23 protein-coding genes are annotated in these 22,799 nt (G+C 73.7%); 16 read left to right on the forward strand and 7 right to left on the reverse strand.

Annotation, left to right across the window (positions count from 1 at the left end):
• The 3 genes from AB4039_RS35345 to AB4039_RS35355 all read left to right on the forward strand — a co-directional run.
• Positions 1-1,890, forward strand: a 1,890-nt coding sequence (locus tag AB4039_RS35345; RefSeq protein ID WP_442272679.1) for a Dyp-type peroxidase, incomplete at its 5' end; no start/stop codon positions are given.
• A 128-nt stretch (positions 1,891-2,018) separates the two neighbouring features.
• A complete protein-coding gene (locus AB4039_RS35350) occupies positions 2,019-2,624 on the forward strand; it encodes an XRE family transcriptional regulator (protein ID WP_266841507.1) in 606 nt (201 codons plus the stop codon).
• A 4-nt stretch (positions 2,625-2,628) separates the two neighbouring features.
• Positions 2,629-3,360 (forward strand): helical backbone metal receptor, encoded by a 732-nt coding sequence (locus tag AB4039_RS35355; RefSeq protein WP_266838136.1) that lies wholly within the window; start codon positions 2,629-2,631, stop codon positions 3,358-3,360.
• Here AB4039_RS35355 and AB4039_RS35360 read toward each other — a convergent pair.
• Positions 3,329-4,453 carry a TDT family transporter gene (locus tag AB4039_RS35360; protein WP_442272680.1) on the reverse strand — a complete coding sequence of 375 codons (1,125 nt, stop codon included), beginning with the start codon at positions 4,451-4,453 and terminating at the stop codon, positions 3,329-3,331. The genes AB4039_RS35355 and AB4039_RS35360 overlap by 32 nt on opposite strands.
• 70 nt (positions 4,454-4,523) lie before the next feature.
• Here AB4039_RS35360 and AB4039_RS35365 point away from each other — a divergent pair, with 70 nt between their 5' ends.
• Both AB4039_RS35365 and AB4039_RS35370 read left to right on the forward strand, forming a co-directional pair.
• Positions 4,524-5,447, forward strand: coding sequence for a LysR family transcriptional regulator (locus AB4039_RS35365; protein WP_266838132.1), 924 nt, complete (start codon positions 4,524-4,526; stop codon positions 5,445-5,447).
• 120 nt (positions 5,448-5,567) lie between these two features.
• Complete coding sequence (locus tag AB4039_RS35370) at positions 5,568-5,921, forward strand: hypothetical protein (protein WP_442272681.1); 354 nt, start codon at positions 5,568-5,570, stop codon at positions 5,919-5,921.
• 61 nt (positions 5,922-5,982) lie between these two features.
• On the opposite strand, the gene AB4039_RS35375 is transcribed toward AB4039_RS35370, so the two are convergent.
• The 4 genes from AB4039_RS35375 to AB4039_RS35390 form a co-directional block, all read right to left on the reverse strand.
• A complete protein-coding gene (locus tag AB4039_RS35375; RefSeq protein ID WP_442272682.1) occupies positions 5,983-6,768 on the reverse strand; it encodes a hypothetical protein in 786 nt (261 codons plus the stop codon).
• Positions 6,769-6,892: 124 nt separating this feature from the next.
• Positions 6,893-7,621: a gamma-glutamyl-gamma-aminobutyrate hydrolase family protein gene (locus tag AB4039_RS35380; protein ID WP_266838126.1), complete on the reverse strand. Its 729-nt coding sequence runs from the start codon at positions 7,619-7,621 to the stop codon at positions 6,893-6,895.
• Between the two features lie 48 nt (positions 7,622-7,669).
• Positions 7,670-9,127, reverse strand: a complete 1,458-nt coding sequence (eat, locus tag AB4039_RS35385) for an ethanolamine permease (RefSeq protein ID WP_266838124.1) — start codon at positions 9,125-9,127, stop codon at positions 7,670-7,672.
• 136 nt (positions 9,128-9,263) lie between these two features.
• On the reverse strand, positions 9,264-10,010 hold the full coding sequence (locus AB4039_RS35390; RefSeq protein WP_266838122.1) for an FCD domain-containing protein: 747 nt from the start codon (positions 10,008-10,010) through the stop codon (positions 9,264-9,266).
• A 77-nt stretch (positions 10,011-10,087) separates the two neighbouring features.
• Here AB4039_RS35390 and AB4039_RS35395 point away from each other — a divergent pair, with 77 nt between their 5' ends.
• The 4 genes from AB4039_RS35395 to AB4039_RS35410 all read left to right on the forward strand — a co-directional run bounded on the left by AB4039_RS35395 (position 10,088) and on the right by AB4039_RS35410 (position 15,062).
• The gene (locus tag AB4039_RS35395) at positions 10,088-11,452 is read left to right on the forward strand and encodes a glutamine synthetase family protein (protein WP_266838120.1); all 1,365 of its coding nucleotides are present in this window, start codon (positions 10,088-10,090) and stop codon (positions 11,450-11,452) included.
• A 44-nt stretch (positions 11,453-11,496) separates the two neighbouring features.
• Positions 11,497-12,861: an aldehyde dehydrogenase family protein gene (locus AB4039_RS35400; protein ID WP_442272683.1), complete on the forward strand. Its 1,365-nt coding sequence runs from the start codon at positions 11,497-11,499 to the stop codon at positions 12,859-12,861.
• 5 nt (positions 12,862-12,866) lie between these two features.
• Complete coding sequence (locus AB4039_RS35405; RefSeq protein ID WP_030233697.1) at positions 12,867-13,652, forward strand: 3-oxoacyl-ACP reductase; 786 nt, start codon at positions 12,867-12,869, stop codon at positions 13,650-13,652.
• A gap of 108 nt (positions 13,653-13,760) precedes the next feature.
• Complete coding sequence (locus tag AB4039_RS35410) at positions 13,761-15,062, forward strand: haloacid dehalogenase-like hydrolase (RefSeq protein WP_442272684.1); 1,302 nt, start codon at positions 13,761-13,763, stop codon at positions 15,060-15,062.
• Here AB4039_RS35410 and AB4039_RS35415 read toward each other — a convergent pair.
• Entirely contained in the window at positions 15,059-16,252 is a 1,194-nt protein-coding gene (locus tag AB4039_RS35415) for an amino acid deaminase/aldolase (protein ID WP_266838112.1), read from the reverse strand. The two genes, AB4039_RS35410 and AB4039_RS35415, sit on opposite strands and share 4 nt — an antisense overlap.
• A gap of 301 nt (positions 16,253-16,553) precedes the next feature.
• Here AB4039_RS35415 and AB4039_RS35420 point away from each other — a divergent pair, with 301 nt between their 5' ends.
• From AB4039_RS35420 to AB4039_RS35430, 3 genes are read left to right on the forward strand one after another with little or no spacing between them, the layout of a single operon-like run.
• Complete coding sequence (locus AB4039_RS35420) at positions 16,554-17,348, forward strand: hypothetical protein (RefSeq protein WP_442272685.1); 795 nt, start codon at positions 16,554-16,556, stop codon at positions 17,346-17,348.
• Complete coding sequence (gene mycP, locus AB4039_RS35425; protein WP_442272686.1) at positions 17,345-18,544, forward strand: type VII secretion-associated serine protease mycosin; 1,200 nt, start codon at positions 17,345-17,347, stop codon at positions 18,542-18,544. The genes AB4039_RS35420 and mycP overlap by 4 nt, the downstream gene beginning before the upstream one ends.
• A gap of 2 nt (positions 18,545-18,546) precedes the next feature.
• On the forward strand, positions 18,547-19,287 hold the full coding sequence (locus tag AB4039_RS35430; RefSeq protein ID WP_266838106.1) for an SseB family protein: 741 nt from the start codon (positions 18,547-18,549) through the stop codon (positions 19,285-19,287).
• Positions 19,288-19,385: 98 nt separating this feature from the next.
• Here AB4039_RS35430 and AB4039_RS35435 read toward each other — a convergent pair whose 3' ends face one another.
• Positions 19,386-19,766 (reverse strand): DUF1844 domain-containing protein, encoded by a 381-nt coding sequence (locus tag AB4039_RS35435; protein ID WP_266838104.1) that lies wholly within the window; start codon positions 19,764-19,766, stop codon positions 19,386-19,388.
• A 325-nt stretch (positions 19,767-20,091) separates the two neighbouring features.
• Here AB4039_RS35435 and infC point away from each other — a divergent pair, with 325 nt between their 5' ends.
• From infC to AB4039_RS35455, 4 genes are all read left to right on the forward strand, one after another.
• Positions 20,092-20,817, forward strand: a complete 726-nt coding sequence (gene infC, locus AB4039_RS35440) for a translation initiation factor IF-3 (protein ID WP_266838102.1) — start codon at positions 20,092-20,094, stop codon at positions 20,815-20,817.
• A 102-nt stretch (positions 20,818-20,919) separates the two neighbouring features.
• The gene (gene rpmI / locus AB4039_RS35445) at positions 20,920-21,114 is read left to right on the forward strand and encodes a 50S ribosomal protein L35 (RefSeq protein ID WP_030012385.1); all 195 of its coding nucleotides are present in this window, start codon (positions 20,920-20,922) and stop codon (positions 21,112-21,114) included.
• A gap of 106 nt (positions 21,115-21,220) precedes the next feature.
• Positions 21,221-21,607: a 50S ribosomal protein L20 gene (gene rplT, locus AB4039_RS35450; protein ID WP_007263143.1), complete on the forward strand. Its 387-nt coding sequence runs from the start codon at positions 21,221-21,223 to the stop codon at positions 21,605-21,607.
• Positions 21,608-21,726: 119 nt separating this feature from the next.
• Positions 21,727-22,584: a TrmH family RNA methyltransferase gene (locus AB4039_RS35455; RefSeq protein ID WP_266838099.1), complete on the forward strand. Its 858-nt coding sequence runs from the start codon at positions 21,727-21,729 to the stop codon at positions 22,582-22,584.
• Positions 22,585-22,799 lie beyond the last annotated feature (215 nt).

Raw genomic sequence — 22,799 nt, forward strand, 5'->3', positions numbered from 1 at the left:
GTGTGTCCCCGCACCGCCGCGGCCGCGACGGCCGCGGCGGCGCCCCTCGCGGACCGGCCGGCCGAGGCCGCCGAGCTGCCCCTGCGCGCCGACCGCACCACCCAGGGCGACGTCCTGGCCGGCTCCCGCAAGGACCACGCCTGCCTGCTGCTCCTGCACTTCCGGGACGTGGTCCTGGCCCGCCGCTGGCTCGCCCGGCTGGTCCCCGAGCTCTCCACCACCGAGGAGATGGCCCGCTTCAACGCCCTCTTCAGCGCGGCCCGGGTCAAGGCGGGGGGCATCGACCCGGCCTCCCTGTCGGCCCTGTGGACCGGGCTCTCCCTGACCTACCCCGGGCTGCGGCTGTTCGCGGGACGGGACCCCTTCCCCGCGGTGCCGGCCGGCAGCACCGCCGAGGCGTTCACGCAGGGCGCCGCCCTTCGCGCCGAGGCGGTCGGGGACACCGGCGCCAGCGCCCCCGCGTCCTGGCTGTTCGGCGCCGAGGCACCGCGGCGCGCCGTGCACGCGGTCCTCAGCCTCTCCGCGGACGACCCCGACCGGCTCGCGAGCACCGTCACCCGCCACCGGGAGGCCCTCGCCACCGCCGGGGCCACGATCGTCTTCCGGCAGGACGCCGGCACGCTGCCCGGAGCCCTGCGCGGCCACGAGCACTTCGGGTTCACCGACGGCATCAGCCAGCCCGGCGTCCGCGGCTTCCACGCACCCGACGCGGAGACCGGGACCACCGTGCAGGGCAAGCCCGGGACGCGTCTGGTCCCGGCCGGGGAGTTCCTCGTAGGACAGGAGAAGGCCGGGCAGCGGCCCGCCGGGCTGCCCGCCTGGGCCACCGGGGGGTCGTTCCAGGTGGTGCGCCGCCTCGCCCAGGACGTCCCCGGCTGGTGGGAGCAGGCCCGGCAGCGGCTGGTGGAACTGAAGAAGGCCGGGGTCGCGCCGGCGGACGCGACCGCGACGTGGGTCGCGGCCCGGCTGGTCGGCCGCTGGCCCGGCGGCACCCCCATCGCCGGCTGCCCGCTCGCCGAACAGCCGGGCCCGGTGGGCGCCGACCCGGACGCCCGGCTCACCTACCACGAGGACGCGCAGGGCTGGCACACCCCGCTGTTCGCCCACATCCGCAAGGGCAACCCGCGCGACGGTCTCGTCCCCGGTCCCGGCCGGCCCCCGCTCGCCCCCGACGTCCTCGACAACCGCCGCATCATCCGGCGCGGCATCCCCTTCGGCCCCGCCTACGACCCCCAGCACCCCGAGGGCGCGGGCGGCCCCGACACCCCGCGCGGACTGCTGTTCATCGGCTACCAGGCCGACCTGGTCCAGCAGTTCGAGTTCGTCGCCAAGAAGTGGATCAATGAGTCGGACTTCCCGGCCGGCCGCAACCCGCGCGTCGGCGCCGACCCGGTGCTCGGCCCGGCTTCACCGGTCACCTTCGAGACCGAGTCGGACAACGGCAGCCGGGCCACCACCCTGCGCTTCGGCCGCTACGTGCGCACCCAGGGCGCCCTGTACGCCTTCACCCCCTCCCTGCCCACCCTGCTGGCCCTCTCCCGCGGCACCCTCGACGACTCCGTCGAGGTCCACCCCGGCACCGTCCTGCGGGCCGGCGACGTCCTCGACGCCGGTGCGGTCCGGCTGACCCTCGGCGCCGACGGGGACCTCGTCGTCCTCGACGGCTCCGGGGCCCGCCGGTGGAGCGCCGGCACGGCGGGCACCGGCCACGACGCCCTCTTCTCCCGCGACGGCGAGCTGACCGTGCGCAGCGAGGCGGGCGCCACCGTCTGGACCAGCGGCACCGCCGGCCACCCCGGCGCCCGGCTGCTGGTCAAGCCGTCAGGTGACGTAGTGATCCTCGACGTCGACCGGGTGCTGTGGCGCGCACCCGGAGGCCACGTAGGGTGACCGGGGGACCACGGGAGACCACCGGGGTGGGGCCCGGTGGGTCCGTGCGGGCGAATCCGGGGGCGGTTGCTGCGTAAGGTGCTTACAGCACACCGATGTGCACCAGGACAGGGGAGGGCAGCCCCGAGATGAACGACAAGGAAGACGGCACCGACAAGGAGAAGGACTCCAAAGAGCCGCTGCGGGTGGGCGTGGCCGTGCGCAAACGGCGCCGCGCGCTCCACCTGACCCTCGCCGCGGTGTCGGCGCGCAGCGGCCTGTCCGTCCCCTTCCTGAGCCAGATAGAGAACGAACGGGCCCGTCCCAGCATGCGATCGCTGGAGCGGGTGGCCGACGCGCTGGAAACCACGGCGGTCGAGCTGCTGGCCGCCTCCGACACGGCGCGCACGGTGGACCTCGTACGGTCCGGTGACGAGTCCGGGCTGAGCCCGGTGATGGGCGTGCGCCCCCTCGTGCGCGGGCACCACCAGCTGCACGCGCTGGAGTTCACCGGGGACCAGGACGCCGGCCGCGAGTACCAGCACCGCAACGACGAGCTGATGTACGTGGTTTCGGGCGCCTGCCAGGTGGAGGCGGAGGGGCGGGCCTACCGGCTGGAGAGCGGGGACGCGCTGTTCCTCTCCGGTGGGGTGCGCCACCGCTGGCGGGCCACGAGCGAGGACACCAAGCTCCTGGTCGTCGCCGTCGGCGACCACATCCACGCCACCTCCGAACCCCCTTCGCCGGAGCACTGAGCCGGTGCGCGTCGTGTCGCTCGTGCCCTCCCTGACCGAGGCGGTGGCGGTGACCGCGCCGGGGCTGCTCGTGGGGGTGACGGACTGGTGCACCCACCCGGCGGACTTGGGGGCCGCCGTGCGGATCGGGGGGACGAAGAACCCCGACGTGCAGAGGATCACCGGCCTGCGCCCGGACCTGGTGATCGCCAACGAGGAGGAGAACCGGCTCCCGGACCTCGGCGCGCTGCGTGCGGCCGGGGTGGAGGTGCTGGTGACCGAGGTCCGGGACCTCCCGCAGGCCTTCGCCGAGCTGGACCGGGTCCTGGTGGGGGCGCTGGGGCTGGAGCGGCCCGAGTGGCTGGACCGGGCGGAGGCGGCCTGGGCGGCGGTGGAGCCGCCCGGGGAACTGAGGGCCTTCGTGCCCGTCTGGCGCCGGCCCTGGATGGTGCTCGGCCGGAACACCTTCGCGGGCGACCTCCTCGCCCGGCTGGGGGTCCGCAACGCCTACGGGGACCACCCCGAGCGGTACCCGAAAGTGCCGCTCGCCGAGCTGGCGGCGAGCGGCTGCGATCTGGTGGTGCTCCCGGACGAGCCCTACGCCTTCACCGCCGAGGACGGCCCGGAGGCCTTTCCGGGCCTGCCGGCCGCCCTCGTCAGCGGACGTCACCTGACCTGGTACGGGCCCTCGCTGGCCGAGGCCCCGGAGGTGCTGGGGAGGGCGCTCAGCGGGTCGTGGGGAGCAGCCGGCCGGTGAACAGGCCGCGCAGGGTGTGGGCCGCGGTCAGCAGCCAGGCGGCGACCAGGCCGAGGAACAGGGCGGTGGCCAGCCAGGCGAAGGCGTCCAGGCCGGTGTGCCGGGCCAGTCCGGCGGCGCCGGTGACGCAGGTGCCGACGGGGAAGGTCAGCGCCCACCAGGTCATCGCGAAGCCCATGCCGCCCCGTGCGGCCCGGACCAGCATCGAGGCCGCCAGGGCCAGCCACAGCAGGGCGAAGCCCATCACGGGCACCCCGTAGACGACCGCGAAGGCGGTCAGCGCGTCGGCGTAGGGGGCGGTGATCGCGCCGGGGGCCACGTCCGCGAGCTGGTTCACGGCGGTGGTGGACTGGCCGAGGGGGCCGAGCACCAGGAACAGGGCCGGGGTCAGCGCCAGGGGCAGGGGGCCGCTCACGATCAGCCGGCCGAAGATCAGGGGGAGCAGCAGCAGCGTGGCCAGCAGGCTGATGCCGAACATGGCGTAGCAGGCCAGCAGCAGAGCCTCCCGGGGCTGACCGGCGGGCAGGTGGGGCACGAGCAGGGGCCCGACGGCGGCGGAGACCATGGGGGAGACCACGGGCAGCAGCCAGACGGGGCTGGCCTGCGAGGCCTCGACGTCGTGCCGGACCACCATCAGGTAGGGCACCAGCACGGCCATGACCAGGCCTGTGGCGGTGCCGGCGGTGAAGAGCACGGTGTCCGCGGCGACGGCGGCGCCGGTCCCGACGATGTCCTTGCCGACGGTCAGGGTGCCGGCCCCGACGGCCAGCAGGGCCATCGCCAGACAGCCGTAGAAGGGGGCCACGGCGGGGTCGAGCAGGTGGGCGCGGGCCTGGTCGCGGTGGTGGAGCCAGTGCCCCGCGCGGGCGGTCAGCAGGACGGCGAGGGCCACGGCCGACAGCGCCCAGAGGAGCTGGCAGGCCACGCGCTGGCCCGGGAGCTGGTACGGGAGGGCGGCTCCCGCGTTGGCGATGATGGCCGTGCCCATGACGGAGGCGTACCAGTTGGGGCCGAGGTGGCGCAGCGCGGGGACCTTGTGGGTCCGGGGCGCCATGTCGATGACGGTGCGGGGTCGCACGATGGTGGTGGCCATGGGTCCAGCGTCGTACCGGGTGGGAGCGGGCGGCAGAGGTGTTGGTCCTATGAGGCCATAAACTGATGTTATGGGTGATGAGGAGACGGTCCCGCTGGCGCACCGCGTACCGGACCTGGGTGCGATGGAGCTGCTGCTCACGGTCGCGCGGGTCGGCAGCCTGAGCGGTGCCGCGCGCCGGCTGGGGATCACCCAGCCCGCGGCGAGCAGCCGGATCAGGGCGATGGAGGCGCGGCTCGGGGTGGCCCTGGTGGACCGCTCCCCGCGCGGCTCGACGCTGACGGCCGAGGGCGCGCTCGTCACGGACTGGGCCCGGCAGGTCGTGGAGGCGGCCGAGGCCTTCGACGCGGGGGCCCAGGCGCTACGGGGCCGGCGCGACTCCCGGCTGCGGGTGGCGGCCAGCATGACCATCGCGGAGTACCTGCTGCCGGGCTGGCTGATCGCCCTGCGCGGGGACCGTCCGGACACGGCGGTCTCCCTGCACGCCGGGAACTCCGCGGACGTGGCCCAGCGGGTCCTGGCCCACGAGGCGGACCTCGGCTTCGTGGAGGGGCTGCGGGTGCCGGACGGCCTGGACTCCGCCGTCATCGCGCAGGACCGGCTGGTGGTGGCGGTCGCCCCGACGCATCCGTGGGCCCGGCGCTCGAAGGGGGTGGAGGCGGCGGAACTGGCCGGGACCCCGCTGATCCTGCGGGAACGCGGCTCGGGAACCCGTCAGGTCCTCGATGCCGCTCTCGCTTCGACGGGGGGGCTGGCGGCCCCGCTGCTGGAGCTGGCCTCCACCACCGCCGTGAAGGCCGCCGCCGTCAGTGGTGCCGGGCCGTGCGTCCTGTCGGAGCTGGCCCTGGGGGACGAACTGGCGTCCCGCCGCCTGGTGGAGGTTCCGGTGCCGGGCGCCGCCCTGGCCCGCGCGCTGCGGGCGGTCTGGCCGGCGGGCTCGCGCCCGGCGGGCCCGGCGCGCGACCTGCTGTCGCTGACGCGCAGGCGCGCGTAGGGGGCGTCTGGGCCGATCGGGCGAGGGCGGATCGTTTCGGCGAGGGTGAGCGGTATCCCGGGGTGGCCGGAGCGGGAAGGTGAGGCGCGTCGCCCACCCCCGCGAAAGGGAACCAGCCCCATGCGCCTTCGCCACGCCGCAGTCGCCGCCTTCGGCGCGCTGTCCCTGGTCCTGACCGTCCCCGTGTCGGCCTCGGCGGCCCTCGGCGAGTTCCAGTACTCGTACACCGGCCCGGACGGGGGCACGAGGATCGCGGCCCTGCTCGATCCGGCGGGTGGGCAGTGCATCACCCTGCCCCAAGTGCAGGATCCCGGCGCCAGCCAGCCGGCCTTCTCGCCCCGCAACCGGACCACCGCGTCGGCCACCGTGTTCGCCGAGCCGGACTGCGAGGGTGACGCGTACTTCACGCTGAGGCCGCTGACGGGCTACGGCAAGACGAACATGAAGGTCCGCTCGGTCGTGTTCAGCGAGTGATCCGAGCCGATGACGCCCGGGGGGACCGCTGACGCGCTGTCCGCCCGACCCGGGTCCGGGCTCAGCCCTGGACCCGGGCCCGCAGCGCCTTCGTCAGCAGCCCGCCCGCCACGATCAGGGCCACGCCCAGCCACCACACGTTGCCGTCGAAGACCAGCACCGCGATGCCGACCGGCACCAGCAGACCGGCCAGCGGCAGCATCAGCGAGGCCCTGCCCGGTCCCGCCTCGCCCCGCGCCCGGGCCCGGACCACCCCCGGGTACCAGGCGGTGAACCGCAGGGCGGCGACGATCGCCAGGATCTGGATGATCCAGCCCGTCCAGAGGTTGTCCGGGTTGTGCAGCACCAGGTCCCCGTAGGCGCCCGCGAGGGCCGACACCAGGAAGGCCAGCCCCCACACCCCGGTGATCACGTAGTTGGTCCGCAGGAAGGCGGGGGAGTGCCACAGCGAGGGGTCGACCTGTTCCCGCGCGTACTGCAGGGTGAACGGCATCCCCACGGCCATCGAGCCGAAGGCGATCACCGTCAGGGTGAGGTTCGCGACCTCACCCGCGTACGTCTCCAGCCAGCGCAGCGTGCCCTGGCTCGCCAGGGCCCCGACCACCGCCATCGCCGCGAAGAACACGACGTCGGCGATTTCCAGCAGCTTCCACGAGCTGCCCCGGTGCACGACCCGCGCCAGTACGACCAGGGCCACGGCCGAGGCCAGGGCGATCCCGACCGCGATCTCGAACCGTCCCGGGCCGACCACCAGCGAGAAGATGATCCACGGCGCCATCCCGACGACCGGGTTCTCCAGGATCCCGGACACCGGGCGGGAGGCCGTGCCGTCCGCCGCGGTCCGCATGGTTCCAGGGTGCCCGCCCGCCGGGACCCCGGCCATTCGGCGGGGGAACGCCGGCCGGCCCCCGGACGTCGCGAGGGCCCCGGCGCCGGGGAGAAGGCGCCGGGGCCCGGTCACGGGCGGGTCGTCAGGAGACCGCGACCGCCTGACGGGCGACCGGGACCGCCCGGCGGGCGGCGGCGGCCTCGATCAGGTCCGCCATCACACGGGTGTCCTTGTCCCGCTCGGGGTGCCACTGGACGCCGACGACCCACTTCGAGCGGTCGGGGTCCTCGATGGCCTCCACCGTGCCGTCCTCCGCGTACGCCGAGACGACCAGGCCGCGCCCTAGCCGCTCCACGGCCTGGTGGTGGTACGTCGGCACCTCCGCCACCTCCGGGACCAGCTCCGCGTACCGGGTGCCCGCGACCGGCCGGACCGGGTGCCAGGAGGTGACGCCCGGGGTGTCGACGTGCCCGTCGATGTGCTGGACGAGCGTTCCGCCCAGGGCCACGTTGAGGGCCTGCATGCCCCGGCAGATGCCCAGCAGCGGCAGGTCCGCGTCCAGGGCCGCCCCGATCAGCGCCAGCTCCCACTCGTCGCGCACGGTCGCGGGGGCGCCCGTACGGGGGTCGCGCTCGGCGCCGTACCGGACGGGGTCCACGTCCGGGCCGCCGGAGATGATCAGGCCGTCGAGCCGGCCCAGCACCTCCGCCGCCCGCTCCGGTTCGTCCGGCGGCAGCAGGACGGCCGCGCCGCCCGCCGCCTGGACGAGCTCGTAGTACCCGGACGGGACGAGGGACGTGGGCAGGTCCCACACGCCGTAGCGGGTGGACGCCTCCACGTAGGTGCTGATGCCGATGAGCGGCCTGGGCACGGTGATACCTCCAGGGTGGTACTGGACAGCGGTGCGGGGATCAGGATTTCAGTCGCGGGTCAACTCCGCCTCGGCTTCGGCCAGCGCGGCGAATTCCTCTTCCGGCGCGGAGGCGACGAGGCGGTGACGGCTGTAGAAGGCGAAGTAGGCGAGGGCGACGGCGTAGACGGCGAGGGCGATGAACGCCGCGTCCTTGTCGACCAGGAAGGTGGCGACCAGGGCCGACAGGGCGAGGACGAAGGCGACCGACGAGGTCAGGACCCCGCCGGGGGTGCGGTACGGCCGCTCCAGGCCGGGCTCGCGGCGGCGCAGCACGATGTGGGAGAGGGCCATCAGGGCGTAGGAGATGGTCGCGCCGAAGACGGCGATGTTCAGCATCCGCGCGCCGTTGCCGGTGGCCGCCGCCAGGGCGAAGCCGATCGCGCCCGGGATCACCAGGCCGAGGTACGGGGCCTTGCGCTTCGAGGTGAGGGAGAGGAAGCGCGGCAGGTAGCCGGCCCGCGAGAGGGCGAAGAGCTGGCGGGAGCCGGCGTAGATGAGGGAGAAGAAGGAGGCGACCAGCCCCGCGAGTCCGGCGTAGTTGACGAAGCGGCTGAGGGCGGTGGGCCCGCCGTCGCCTTCCAGCGCCACGACGAGGGGGTTCCCGGCGGCCTTGACCGCGTCGGAGCCCTGGGCGCCGGTGGCGGCGAAGAAGGTGATCAGGGCGAGCAGGGCGAGGATGCCCATGGAGATGGCCAGTGCCTTCGGCATGGAGCGGACCGGGTCCTTGGCCTCCTCGGCGGCGAGCGGGACGCCCTCGACGCCCAGGAAGAACCACATGCCGAAGGGGAACGCGGCCCAGATGCCGAGGGCGCCGAAGGGCAGCCAGGAGCTGGAGCCGAAGGCTTCGGGGTCCACGGCGATGTTGTCGAGGGAGCCCGCGTCGAAGTCCGAGAGCGCCCCGAAGGCGAAGATCAGGAGCGCGGCGACGGCTATGGCGGTGACGACGAGGCTGAAGCGCAGCGCCTCGCCCACGCCCCACAGGTGCACGCCGATGAAGATCACGAAACAGCCGAGGTAGACGGGCCAGCTGGAGGTGAGTCCGAACAGGCCCAGGGATTCGACGTAGTCGCCGATGAAGATGACGATCGCGGCGGGGGCCAGGATGTACTCGATGAGGATGGCCGTGCCGGTGAGGAAGCCGCCCCAGGGGCCCAGCGCGCGGCGGGCGAAGCCGTAGCCGCCGCCCGCCGTGGGCAGGATGGTCGACAGCTCGGCGAGGGAGAAGACCAGGCAGGCGTACATGGCGCCCATGAGCACGGTGGCGATGGCCAGGCCGCCGAAGCCGCCCTTGGCCAGGCCCACGTTCCAGCCGGAGTAGTCCCCGGAGACCACGTAGGCGACGCCGAGGCCGGTCAGCAGCAGCCAGCCGGCGCTGCCGCGGCGCAGGGTGCGGCGCTGGAGGTACTCGGCGTCCGCGTCCCCCGGGGAGGGCGGTGCGGATACGGGTGCGGTGTCGTCGGCCATGTGCGCTCCTGCCTAGGGCAATGCAATGGTTGTGAGGCGTACCTTTGCGTCCTGGGTGTGGCGGGCGCAAGACCCGTGCGTTAAACAGGGGTTACGAAAACCTCTCCCGCCCCGCCGATCCGGCCGACCCGGCCGCTCAGGCCAGGAAGCCGCGCAGCAGCGCCGCCGTCCCGCAGCAGTGCTCGCGCATCACCGCCCGCGCCCCCTCGGCGTCCCGCTCCAGCACCGCCTCCACCAGGGCCGTGTGCTGCTGCTGCGAGTGTTCGAGGTTGCGCACCAGCAGCGGGATGCAGTCCAGCAGGTCGTTCACGGTGGCCCGGACGGCCGCGTACTGCGCCGTCAGGGAGGCGGAGCCCGCGAGTTCGCTCAGGGTGAGGTGGAAGAGGGTGTCCTGGCGGCGGTAGTCGGGCAGTGGTGCGTCATGGGTGGCGGTGAGCGCGCGCAGCAGCCGGTCCGCGCCCTCCTCGGTCAGCCCGTGCGTGGCGCACAGGCCGGCCGCGCCCACCTCCAGCACCTCGCGGAAGCGCAGGACGTCCTCGATGTCCACCCCCGCCACCCGGCGGCGCAGCTCCTCCTCGGCGCCGCCGGCCGGGGTGTCGGGCCGGGACAGCACGAACGTTCCGCCGTACCGGCCGCGCCGGGCCTCCACCAGGCCCTGGTCCTGGAGCACCTTGAGCACCTCGCGCAGGGTCACCCTGCTGATCCCCATGCGCTCCGCCAACTCGCGCTCCGGCGGAAGCCGTTCCCCGCCCGGCACCAGACCCAGCCGGACCACCTGGAGGATCTGCTCCAGCGCCTCCTCGAAACCGTTGCCCGCCCGCACCTGTCGCAGTACGGGATTCAGCCGCGCGATCGCGCCACCCTCACCCGCCGTGTCGGTCATCTCGGCTCCTCCCCTTCCCAAGCAATGGTTCTATTCAATACCTTAGGCCCCCTCGGCTCACCGAAGGAGAGATTCCAGTGGTAGACCGCAAGCCCCCGCTCGCCCCCGAGGAGCTCCGTGCCCTCGTAGCGAGCGGTGAGATCGACACCGTCGTCCTGGCCTTCCCCGACATGCAGGGACGCCTCCAGGGCAAGCGGTTCGCCGCACAGTTCTTCCTCGACGAGGTCCTCGCCCACGGCACCGAGGGCTGCAACTACCTCCTCGCCGTCGACACCGACATGAACACCGTCGACGGCTACGAGATGTCCTCCTGGGACCGCGGCTACGGCGACTTCGCCATGCATCCCGACCTCGCCACCCTGCGCCGCATCCCCTGGAACCCCGGCAGCGCCTTCGTCCTCGCCGACCTCGCCTGGAACGACGGCTCGCCCGTCGTCGCCGCCCCCCGCCAGATCCTGCGCCGCCAGCTGGAACGCCTCGCCGAGCACGGCTACACGGCGATGGTCGGCACCGAGCTGGAGTTCATGGTCTTCCAGGACACCTACGAGGCGGCCTGGAACTCCAACTACCGCGGCCTGACCCCCGCCAACCAGTACAACATCGACTACTCCGTCCTCGGCACCGGCCGCGTCGAACCCCTGCTGCGCCGCATCCGCAACGAGATGCAGGCCGCCGGGCTGGTCGTGGAGTCCGCCAAGGGCGAGTGCAACCTCGGGCAGCACGAGATCGCCTTCCGCTACGACGAAGCGCTCACCACCTGCGACCAGCACGCCGTCTACAAGACCGGCGCCAAGGAGATCGCCGCCCAGGAGGGCGTCTCGCTCACCTTCATGGCCAAGTACGACGAGCGCGAGGGCAACTCCTGCCACATCCACCTCTCACTCGGTGACGCCGACGGCAACAACGCCATGGCCGGTGACGGCCCGGACGGCATGTCGCCCGTGATGCGGCACTTCCTGGCCGGTCAGCTCGCCGCCCTGCGCGACTTCTCCCTTCTCTACGCCCCCAACATCAACTCGTACAAGCGTTTCCGCCCCGGATCCTTCGCCCCGACCGCCGTCGCCTGGGGCTTCGACAACCGCACCTGCGCCCTGCGCGTGGTCGGCCACGGCCGCTCCACCCGCTTCGAGAACCGCCTCCCCGGCGGTGACGTCAACCCCTATCTCGCCGTCGCCGGCCTGGTCGCGGCAGGCCTCTACGGCATCGAGAACCGCCTGGAACTCCCCGACGCATGCGCCGGCAACGCCTACACCGCCGACTACGCCCACGTCCCGGCCACCCTGCGCGAGGCCGCGGAGCTCTGGGAGAACAGCGAGATCGCCAAGGCGGCCTTCGGACCGGAGGTCGTCGCCCACTACCGCAACATGGCCCGCGTCGAACTCGACGCCTACGACTCCGCCGTCACCGACTGGGAACTGCGCCGCTCCTTCGAACGCCTGTAGAACCCACGTCCACCCACCGCACCGCACACCAGAGAGGCACCACGTTGTCCGACGTGTTGGAAGTCCTGAACCCGGCCACCGAGGAACTCGTCGCCACCGTCCCGGCCGCCACACGGGACGATGTCGACGCGGCCGTCGGGCGGGCCGCCACGGCCCAGCGGGGATGGGCGGCCCTCGCCCCCGCCGACCGGGCCAGACTTCTGCGCCGCTTCGCCGCGGCCGTCGACGGACACCTGGAGGAGCTGGCGCAGCTGGAGGTCCGCGAGGCCGGCCACACCATCGGCAACGCCCGCTGGGAAGCGGGCAACGTACGCGACCTGCTGGAATTCGCCGCAGGGGGAGTCGAACGCCTCTCCGGCCGGCAGATCCCCGTGGCGGGCGGCATCGACGTCACCTTCCTCGAACCCCTCGGCGTCATCGGCGTGATCGCCCCCTGGAACTTCCCCATGCCGATCGCCGCCTGGGGCCTGGCCCCCGCCCTCGCCGCGGGCAACGCCGTCATCCTCAAGCCCGCCGAGACCACCCCGCTCACCGCCCTGCGCCTCGCCGAACTCGCCCTCGAAGCCGGGATCCCCGAGCACCTCTTCCAGGTGCTCCCCGGTCACGGAGCGGTCGCCGGGGACGCCCTGGTCGAGCACCCCGGAGTCGCGAAGATCGTCTTCACCGGCTCCACCCGCGTCGGCAAGCAGATCATGTCCAAGTGCGCCGACCGGGTGAAGCGGGTCACCCTCGAACTCGGCGGCAAGAGCCCCAACATCGTCTTCGCCGACGCCGACATCGAGGCGGCCGCGGCCGCGGCCCCCATGGCCTACCTCGACAACACCGGCCAGGACTGCTGCGCCCGCACCCGGATCCTGGTCCAGCGCGGCGCCTACGACCGCTTCCTCGAACTCGTCGCCCCCGCCATCGAGTCCATCGCCGTCGGCGACCCACTGGACGAGAAGACCCAGATGGGCCCGCTCATCTCCCGCAGCCAGCTGGAGCGCGTGCGCGCGTACGTCACCGACGACCTCACCACCCTCCGGGGCAAGGCCCCCGAAGGCCCCGGCTTCTGGTACCCGCCCACCCTCGTCACCGGCGCCGCCCCCACCGCGCCCGTCGCCGTCGACGAGGTCTTCGGGCCGGTCGCCGTCATCCTGCCCTTCGAGGACGAGGAGGACGCCGTACGCCTGGCCAACGCGACCGAGTACGGCCTCTCCGGCTCCCTCTGGACCCGCGACCTCGGCCGCGCCCTGCGCGTCTCCCGCGCGGTCCAGGCGGGCAACCTCTCCGTCAACTCCCACTCCAGCGTCCGCTACTCGACCCCCTTCGGCGGCTACAAGCAGTCCGGGCTCGGCCGCGAGCTCGGACCGGACGCCCTCACCGCTTTCACCGAGACCAAGAACGTCTTCATCAGCACGGAGGCCTGACCAGCATGTCGAACGAAGAGATCATCTGCCGCCGCCTCGTCGGCCGCACCGCCGTCATCACCGGAGCCGGCAGCGGCATCGGCCTCGCCACCGCCCGCCGCCTGGCCTCCGAAGGGGCCAACGTCGTCTGCGCCGACATCGACCCGGCCGCCGGCAAGGCCGCCGCCGAAGAGGTCGGCGGCACCTTCGTCCAGGTGGACGTCACCGACCAGGAGCAGGTCGAGGCCCTCTTCAAGACCGCCTTCGACACCTACGGCTCCGTCGACATCGCCTTCAACAACGCGGGCATCTCACCCCCCGACGACGACTCCATCCTCACCACCGGGCTCGACGCCTGGCGCCGCGTCCAGGACGTCAACCTCACCTCCGTCTACCTGTGCTGCAAGGCCGCCCTGCCCTACATGCAGCGTCAGGGCCGCGGCTCCATCATCAACACCGCCTCCTTCGTGGCCATCATGGGAGCGGCCACCTCCCAGATCTCCTACACCGCCTCCAAGGGCGGCGTCCTGGCCATGTCCCGCGAACTCGGCGTCCAGTTCGCCCGCGAGGGCATCCGCGTCAACGCCCTGTGCCCGGGGCCGGTCAACACCCCCCTGCTCCAGGAACTGTTCGCCAAGGACCCCGAGCGGGCCGCCCGCCGCCTCGTGCACATCCCCCTCGGCCGGTTCGCGGAGCCCACCGAGATCGCCGCGGCCGTGGCCTTCCTCGCCAGCGACGACTCCTCCTTCATCAACGCCACCGACTTCCTCGTCGACGGCGGTATCTCCGGCGCGTACGTGACTCCTCTCTAAACGTTCACCTCCGCACCACCCCCACGACAGCCGGGCGTCGCACGACGCCCGGCTGTCGTGCTCTACCGTCCCCGACGATCTTCATCGGAATCAGGAGTGACCACCGCAGTGACCCGACCCAGCTCCACGCGCCGGCTCCAGGCCGTCGCCGCAGCCGCCGCGATAGCCGCCGGCACCCTCGTCGCGGCCGCCCCCGCCGCCCAGGCGGCCCGACCCGGCGCGCACTGCACCACCCCGAAGCTCGCGGCCGGCTGGTACGGAGACAACCAGGCCCGCCTCCAGCAGCTCATCGACCGGTACGGCAGCTGCAACCCGTACCGCCCCACCCGCGAGAAGCCCGTCGCCGTCTTCGACTGGGACAACACCGTCGTCAAGAACGACGTCGGCGACGCCACCATGTTCTGGCTGCTGCGCAACGGCAGGATCCGCCAGCCCGCCGACGGCGACTGGACCACCACCAGCCGCTACCTCACCCCCGCCGCCGCCCGGGACCTGGCCACCGCCTGCGGCCCCCTCGCCCGCCCCGGCGCCCCGCTGCCCACCGGCACCCCCGCGGGCGCGGCCTGCGCCGACGGGCTCAACGCCGTCTACGGCACCTCCGCCACCCGCGCCGGCGCCGCCGCCTTCGCCGGCTGGGACCACCGGACGATCGAACCCGCCTACGCCTGGCTGCCGCAGCTGTTGCAGGGCTGGACCGCGAGCGAGGTCCGCGGCTTCGCCGCCGCCGCCCGCACCGAGAACCTCGCCGCGCCCGTCGGCACCAAGCAGCAGGTCGGCACCACCACCGCCACCGGCTGGGTCCGCTACTACGACCAGCAGCAGGACCTCATCAAGGGCCTCCAGAAGGCCGGCTTCGACGTGTGGATCAGCTCCGCCTCCCCGCAGCCCGTCGTCGAGGTCTGGGCCCAGGGAGTCGGCGTCAAGGCCGACCACGTCATCGGCATCCGCAACACCACCCGGGGCGGCAGGCTCGCCCCCCACCTCCAGGGCTGCGGCTCCGTCAAGGACGGCGCCGACACGATGATCACCTACATCGACGGCAAGCGCTGCTGGATCAACAAGGAGGTCTTCGGCGTACGCGGCCCGGCCGCCGAGAAGGTCCAGCCCGCCTCCCGGCGCCAGGTCTTCGCCGCCGGCGACTCCGACACCGACATCTCCTTCCTGCGCGACGCGACCGCCCTGCGCCTGGTCGTCAACCGCAACAAGAACGAGCTGATGTGCCGCGCGTACGACAACAGCGACGGCAAGTGGATCGTGAACCCGATGTTCATCGAGCCCAAGAAGCAGAAGACCGGCCCCTACCCCTGCTCCACCACCGGCTACGTCGACCACGACGGCACGGCCGGACCCGTCCGCCGGGGCGACACGAGCGTCGTCCCCGACCAGACGGACAGCGTCTTCCAGGGCTAGAGGAACGTGCGGCCCTCGCCCCGGTACGTCGGGGCGGTGGCCGTCACCCGGTCCCCCTCGACCAGGTGCAACGTCTCGAAGCGCTCGCACAGTTCACCGGCCTTGGCGTGCCGGAACCACACCCGGTCGCCGATCAGCAGATCGTCGGCCGGGCTCCCCAGCAGCGGCGTCTGCACCTCGCCCGCCCCCTCCTGGGGGTCGTAGCGCAGCCCCGCCGGCAGGTACGGCACCGGCAGCCGGTCGGCGCCCGCCGCCCCCGAGGCCGGATAGCCCCCGCCCAGCACGGTCACCACACCCACCCCGGGCCTGCGCACCACCGGCTGGGCGAACAGCGCCGCGGGCCGCCCGCGGAACGAGGTGTAGTTGTCGAACAGCCGCGGCACGTACAGCCCCGACCCGGCGGCGATCTCCGTCACCGCGTCCTCGGCCGCCGTCTCGGCCACGCTGCCGGTGCCGCCGCCGTTGACGAACTCCAGGTCCGGCACCACCGCGCGCACCGCCCGCACCGCCTCGGCCCGGCGCTCGGCCAGCTCCCGGCGGGCCGTCGCCTGCATCAGCCGGATCACCCGCGAGCGCAGCGGCCGGCCGGCCAGGGCGTCCCCGACCCCGGCGATGTGGCCCTCGTAGCCCATCAGCCCCACCACCCGGAACCCGGGCCGCTCCTGCACCGCCCGCGCCAGCGCGGCCAGCTGACCGGGCTCCCGCAGCGGCGAGCGCCGCGCCCCCACCCGCACCCGGCCCCCGAACAGGTGCAGGGCCGTGTCCAGCTCCAGGCAGACCCGGATCTCCTCCGCGCCCCCGCCCCGCGCCCCCTGGATCAGGTCCAGCTGCGCGGGATCGTCCACCATCACCGTGACGGCCGCCGCCAGCTTCGCGTCGTGCGCCAGCTCCCCGAAACCCGCCCGGTCCGCCGACGGATAGGCGAGCAGCACGTCCTCGAACCCGGACCGGGCCAGCCACAGCGACTCGGCGAGCGTGTACGACATGATCCCGGCGAACCCGGGCCGCTCCAGCACGCGTTCGAGCAGGGCCCGACACCGCACGGACTTGCTCGCGACGCGGATCGGCTTGCCGGCCGCGCGGCGCACGAGGTCGTCGGCGTTGGCGTCGAAGGCGTCGAGGTCCACGATGGCCAGGGGCGCGTCGAGATGCGCGGTCGCCCGGTCGTACCGAGCCCGGTCGGAAGTCATGGGCGGCAGCTTGCCAGACGGGTGTACCGGTGGGTAGGGGTACGGAGCCCCGCCGAAAACCCCGTGGCTCCGCCCCGGCCCCCGCGCCTCGAACGCCCGCGGGGCTTGGTTTTGCCCGGCGGTAGCCGTTCGGGTGCGGGCCGGTTGCCGGAGGCCGGCCCCCGGACCCCGGCGCCTCGAACGCCGGCGGGGCTGGGGTGGCCCCGACCCCGGCCCCCCACCCCGGCCCGGCCAGGGCAACGCCAACCGCCCCGTAGAGTACGGGCAGGCAGCCGTACGGAACGGGGGGCGGAGCCGCCGGATGACCACGTCGACACCAGGGACCGCGGTCCTGGGCGAGCACGGACCGCCTCCGCCCCCGGCCCCGCGCCGCCACCCCGGCTGGGTCCTCGCCGCCACCCTCAGCGCGCTCCTCGGCACCGGCCTCCTCGCCGGCGCGGCCACCACCGCCTGGAGCGAACACCGCGCCGCGCACCGCCCGTTGCCCCCCGGCGCCGCCTACCGCCAGGCCGCCTCGCTCTGGCACTCGGCCCCCGCGGACAGCCTCCTGCCGCCCGTGCTCGACGGCCCCGACACCGGCCCCGGCGGCGCCGATCGCAGCTGGACCCGGATCGCACTGGCACCCGACGCCGACTGCGCCGCCGCCCTCACCCCCGAGTGGCGCGCCGCGCTCGCCGCGGCCGGCTGCACCCGCGTGCTCCGCGCCACCTACACCGACACCACCCGCAGCTCCCTGGTCACCGTGGGCCTGGTCTTCACCCCCGCCGACGCCACCGCGATGGCCGGCCTGCGGGGCCGCCTGCCCGCCCCGCCCGCCTACGAGTACGCCGACTCCCGCCGGGCCGCCTGGACGGCGGCCGTCACCGAGCGGGCCCCGGCCGTGGTCTACGCGGTCTCCGCCTTCGCCGACGGCCGCACCATGGACGCACCGCTCCCGGCCGCCGACGCGGTCCGTCAGGGCGCCACCGGAACGGTCGCCGAAGCGGGCCTGGGCCACGCGGCCCGGGCCGTGGCCGACCGCGTCGGCCGCGCCCTGGACGCGCTCGCGGCCCCGCCCGCCCCCACGGCCACCCCGCGCCCGGAGCCCCGCCGATGACCTCCACCCGCCGAGCCGCCGCCACCGTCACCGTCACCAGCGGTATCGCCCTGGCCGCCCTGTTCACCGCGGTCGCCGCACCCCCGGCCGCCGCCGACACCATCCGCGACCGCCAGTGGGGCCTGCTGGCCCTGCGCGCCGAGGAGGCCTGGGGCATCACCCAGGGCGACGGGGTCACCGTGGCCGTCCTCGACACCGGTGTCGATGCCACCCACCCCGACCTCGCCGGCCAGGTCCTCGACGGCACCGACCTCGTCGGCATGGGCGCCGGCCGCGGCGACCGCGCCTGGGCCCGGCACGGCACCGCGATGGCCGGCATCATCGCCGGACACGGCCACGGCCCCGACCGCTCCCAGGGCGTCCTCGGGATCGCCCCCCACGCACGGATCCTCCCGGTCCGCGTGATCCTGGAGGAGGGCGACCCGGGCCGCGCCCAGGCCCGCGACAGCAAGTCCGGCGCCCTCGCCGAGGGCATCCGCTGGGCCGCCGACCACGGCGCCGACGTGATCAACCTGTCGCTCGGGGACGACAGCGACACCGCCCACCACGAACCCGCGGAGGACGAGGCCGTCCAGTACGCCCTCGGCAGGGGCGTGGTCGTCGTCGCCTCCTCGGGCAACGGCGGCGAACGCGGCGACCACACCTCCTACCCCGCCGCCTACCCCGGGGTGATCGCCGTCGCCGCCGTCGACCGCCAGGGCCGCAAGGCGCCCTTCTCCACCCGCCACTGGTACGCCGGCGTCAGCGCCCCGGGCGTCGACGTGGTCATCGCCGACCCCGACCGGGCCTACTACGAGGGGTGGGGCACCAGCGCGGCCGCCGCCTTCGTCTCCGGCGCCGTCGCCCTGGTCAAGGCGGCCCACCCCGGCCTCTCCCCGGCGCAGATCAAGAAGCTGCTGGAGGACACCGCCACCGACCGCCCGCCCGGCGGCCGCGACGACTCCCGCGGCCGCGGCACCGTGGACCCCGTCGCCGCGCTCCAGGCCGCCGACGGGCTGCGCCCCGAACCGGCGGCCCCGGCGCCCGTCCCGGCCGGGCGGACGTACTTCGGCGCGGGCCCCGACCCCGTGCGGCCACCGGAGCGACGCGCCCGGCTGGGTGCCGGGGCGGCCGCCGCCGGGGGAGCGGCACTGCTGCTGCTGGCCGGCGTACTGGCCCGGCGTCCCCGTGCCGCCCGCCGGGATAGGGTCGGGTAACTGTGGCCACCAAGAACATTCCAGACCCCGGTTTCTCCGACGACGACGGCACCGCCGATCCCCGGCTGAGCGCCGCCCTCGCCGCCTGGGCCGCCGACCGCGCGGCCGAACCGCAGCTGCTCGCGGCCCTCAAGGAGGCCCGCCTGCTGGTGCCCGTCGTGGCGATGCTCGGCGAGGTCGAGACGGACCCGGAGACCGGCCTCAAGCGCGAGAAGACCAGCGACATGGCCGTGCCGACCCTGACGGCGGGCGACCGGCGGGCCCTGCCCGCCTTCACCTCGATCGCCTCGCTGGCCCTGTGGGACCCCGCGGCCCGGCCCGTCGCCGTCCCGTTGCACCAGGCCCTGGCCGCCGCCGCGCACGAGAAGGCCGACACGATCGTCCTCGACCTGGCCGGCCCCGTCCCCTACCAGCTGACCGGCCCGGCGCTGCTCGCGCTCGCCGAGGGCCGTACGGACGCGGACCCGCTGACCGCGCCGGCGGTACGGGAAGCGGTACGGGCCGCCGTCGCGGCGGAGCCGGCCGTGCTGCGCGCGCATCTGGTCCCGGGCGGTTCCGGCGCCGACGGCACCCTCGCCGTCCTCCTGGCGGCCGACGTGGATCCGGCCCGGGCGGCCCAGCGGATCGCCGAGGCCCTGGCGGCCGACGAGACCCTGCGGGCCCGCCTGGTCCGGGGCCTGAACATGGCGCTGCTCCCGGCCGACGCCCCGCTCCCGCCGGGTGAGCCGCTGTTCACGCGCTGAGTCGCGCCCGCGCACGCGAAGGGGCGCCCGCCGGTGGTCGGCGGGCGCCCCTTCACGTACGTACGAGGCATTCCGCGGGGCGGCGTACCGGAACCGGACTAGGCGTAGACGGGACCCGTGAACTTCTCGCCCGGTCCCTGGCCCGGCTCGTCCTGGACGAGGGAGGCCTCGCGGAAGGCGAGCTGGAGCGACTTCAGGCCGTCGCGCAGCGGTGCCGCGTGGAAGGAGCTGATCTCGGTGGCGCTGGCGGTGACCAGACCGGCCAGGGCGGTGATCAGCTTGCGGGCCTCGTCGAGGTCCTTGTGCTCGGAGTCGGGCTTGTCCAGGCCCAGGTTGACCGCGGCGGCGCTCAGCAGGTGGACGGCCACCGTGGTGATGACCTCGACGGCGGGCACGTCCGCGATGTCGCGGGTCATGTCGTCGTAGTCGGGAGCGTCCGGGGCGGAGGAGGGGGAATCGGAGGGCGTCGCGTCAGTCATGCGCCCCACGATATGCCGTGCGGCGGCCTTGCAACGCGGGTGCTAGTATGTACTTCGACCGGCCGGACACCTGTGTGCCCGGCCCACAAGTGGAGGCTCCGATCTCCCACCCGACCGCCCTCCGGGGAGGCGGGTCATCCGGTCAGGCGGTATCCATCGTTCCGTACGGACGATGGAAAGCTGCCCGAGTCTGCGCCCCGCGGTTCGCACGCGGCGGTGCTCCGGTTGTTTTGGAGCCCCTGCCTGTGCCCGGCGGGGCTTTTTTCATTCTCCGCCGCGGTAGGTCTGACGACAGAAGACGTCAGCGGCTGTCTGCCAGGCAGTCGTGTGGTGCTACCGAGGAGGATCCATCAGCACCGAGCCCCGCATCAACGATCGGATTCGTGTCCCTGAGGTGCGACTCGTCGGTCCCAGCGGCGAACAGGTGGGCATCGTCCCGCTTGCGAAGGCGCTTGAGCTCGCGCAGGAGTACGACCTGGACCTGGTCGAGGTCGCGGCTTCCGCACGACCGCCGGTCTGCAAGCTCATGGACTACGGCAAGTTCAAGTACGAGTCGGCCATGAAGGCCCGTGAGGCGCGCAAGAACCAGGCGCACACGGTCATCAAGGAAATGAAGCTCCGGCCGAAGATCGACCCGCACGACTATGACACCAAGAAGGGTCACGTCGTTCGGTTCCTCAAGCAGGGCGACAAGGTCAAGATCACGATCATGTTCCGTGGTCGCGAGCAGTCGCGACCGGAGCTCGGCTACCGCCTGCTCCAGCGCCTCGCTTCGGACGTCGAGGACCTCGGGTTCATCGAGTCGAACCCGAAGCAGGACGGCCGCAACATGATCATGGTCCTCGGTCCGCACAAGAAGAAGACCGAGGCGATGGCCGAAGCCCGCGAGGCGCAGGCCGCCCGCAAGGCCGAGCGCCAGGGTGTCGCCGCCACCGACGACGAGGAGACTCCTTCCGAGGAGGCCGCCCCGGTCGAGGCGGAGACCACCGAGGCCGCTGAGGCCGCTGAGGTCACCGAGGCCGCCGCCGACGAGGCGAACGCCGAGGCCTGATTCCGGGGCAGCCCGTCTCGGATCACCGACACAACATGACGCTCCCGTCAGCCGGTCCCCGCGGACCGGCGGGAGCGCCACCGACGAGGAGATAACGGCGCCATGCCGAAGAACAAGACGCACAGCGGAACCAAGAAGCGCTTCAAGGTCACCGGCTCCGGCAAGGTGCTCCGTGAGCGCGCCGGCAAGCGCCACCTGCTCGAGCACAAGTCGTCCCGTGTCACCCGTCGCCTCACCGGCAACGCGGAGATGGCCCCCGGCGACGCCGCGAAGATCAAGAAGCTTCTCGGCATCTGATGCCCTCCGCTCCCCCCCGTCGGGAGCGGACGGACGTCAAGACCGGGACCCCATCGAATTCGGGCCGTGTGAAGACATCCACGGCCCCGCTACAAGGAGTTAAAAAGTGGCACGCGTCAAGCGGGCAGTAAACGCCCACAAGAAGCGCCGGGCGATCCTCGAGGCGGCCTCCGGCTACCGCGGTCAGCGTTCGCGCCTGTACCGCAAGGCCAAGGAGCAGGTCACCCACTCGCTGGTCTACAACTTCAACGACCGCAAGAAGCGCAAGGGCGACTTCCGTCAGCTGTGGATCCAGCGCATCAACGCCGCTGCCCGCCAGAACGGCATGACGTACAACCGCCTCATCCAGGGTCTGAAGGCCGCCAACATCGAGGTGGACCGCAAGATCCTCGCGGAGCTGGCCGTCAACGACGCCAACGCCTTCGCCGCGCTCGTCGAGGTCGCCCAGAAGGCGCTTCCGGCCGACGTCAACGCCCCCAAGGCCGCTGCCTAAGGGCTAGCCGGCCCGCTCCACGCGGCCGGCCCCCCACGGACCCGCAGGCGATTCGCCTGCGGGTCCGTGTGCTTTCGCCCCGCCCGCCCCAGGAACCCCCAGAGAGAACCGCAGACACCATGGGTTACCCCGACGAGCTGATCTCCCCCCGATCCCCGCGGGTGGCCGCCGCCAGGCGCCTGGCGCGGCGCAACTTCCGCACCAAGGAGCGCCGGTTCATCGCCGAGGGGCCGCAGGCGGTCCGCGAGGCCGTCGAGCACCGTGGGTCCCAGGGCGCGACCCTGATCGAGCTGTTCGCCACCGTCGAGGCCGCCGAGCGCTACGCCGACATCGTCGAGGCCGCCCTGCTGGCCGGCGCGCGCGTGCACTACGCCTCCGACGAGGTGCTGGCCGAGGTCTCGCAGACGGTCACCCCGCAGGGCCTGGTGGGTGTCTGCCACTTCCTCGACTCGCCCTTCGAGGAGATCCTCAGGGCGCGCCCCCGCCTGGTGGCCGTCCTCGCGCACGTCCGCGACCCCGGCAACGCCGGCACGGTGCTGCGCTGTGCGGACGCCGCGGGCGCCGACGCGGTGGTGCTGACCGACGCTTCCGTCGACCTGTACAACCCGAAGTCGGTACGGGCCTCCGTGGGCTCCCTCTTCCACCTCCCGGTGGCCGTGGGCGTCCCGGTGGAGCAGGCGGTGGAGGGGCTGCGGGCGGCGGGCGTACGGATCCTCGCGGCCGACGGGGCCGGTACGGACGACCTCGACTCCGAGCTGGACGCGGGCACCATGGGCACCCCCTCGGCCTGGGTCTTCGGCAACGAGGCCTGGGGCCTGCCCGAGGAGACCCGCGCGCTCGCGGACGCCGTCGTACGGGTCCCGATCCACGGCAAGGCCGAGAGCCTGAACCTCGCCACGGCCGCCGCCGTGTGCCTGTACGCGTCCGCGCGTGCACAGCGGGCGCCCGGAGGGTGCCGCTCCGTGACCCCCAGCTAGTAATGTGGCCGCCCGGGGGGCCCACTGCGCTACTCGGAGATGTGGGGTACGGGGACATGACCGTCGGTACGAACAGCTCGCAGGAGGCCGCGGGAGCGGCCGAGGAGCGGCTGCGGGACGCCCCCGGGCCCGCGGGCCCGGGCCCGGCGGGATCCGCGCCCGCCGCCGTCGGCCTGCGCGGCGTACCGCCCCAGGCGGCCTCCTCCGCCCGGGGC

The organism is Streptomyces sp. M-16 (assembly GCF_052114405.1).
Classification (GTDB): domain Bacteria; phylum Actinomycetota; class Actinomycetes; order Streptomycetales; family Streptomycetaceae; genus Streptomyces.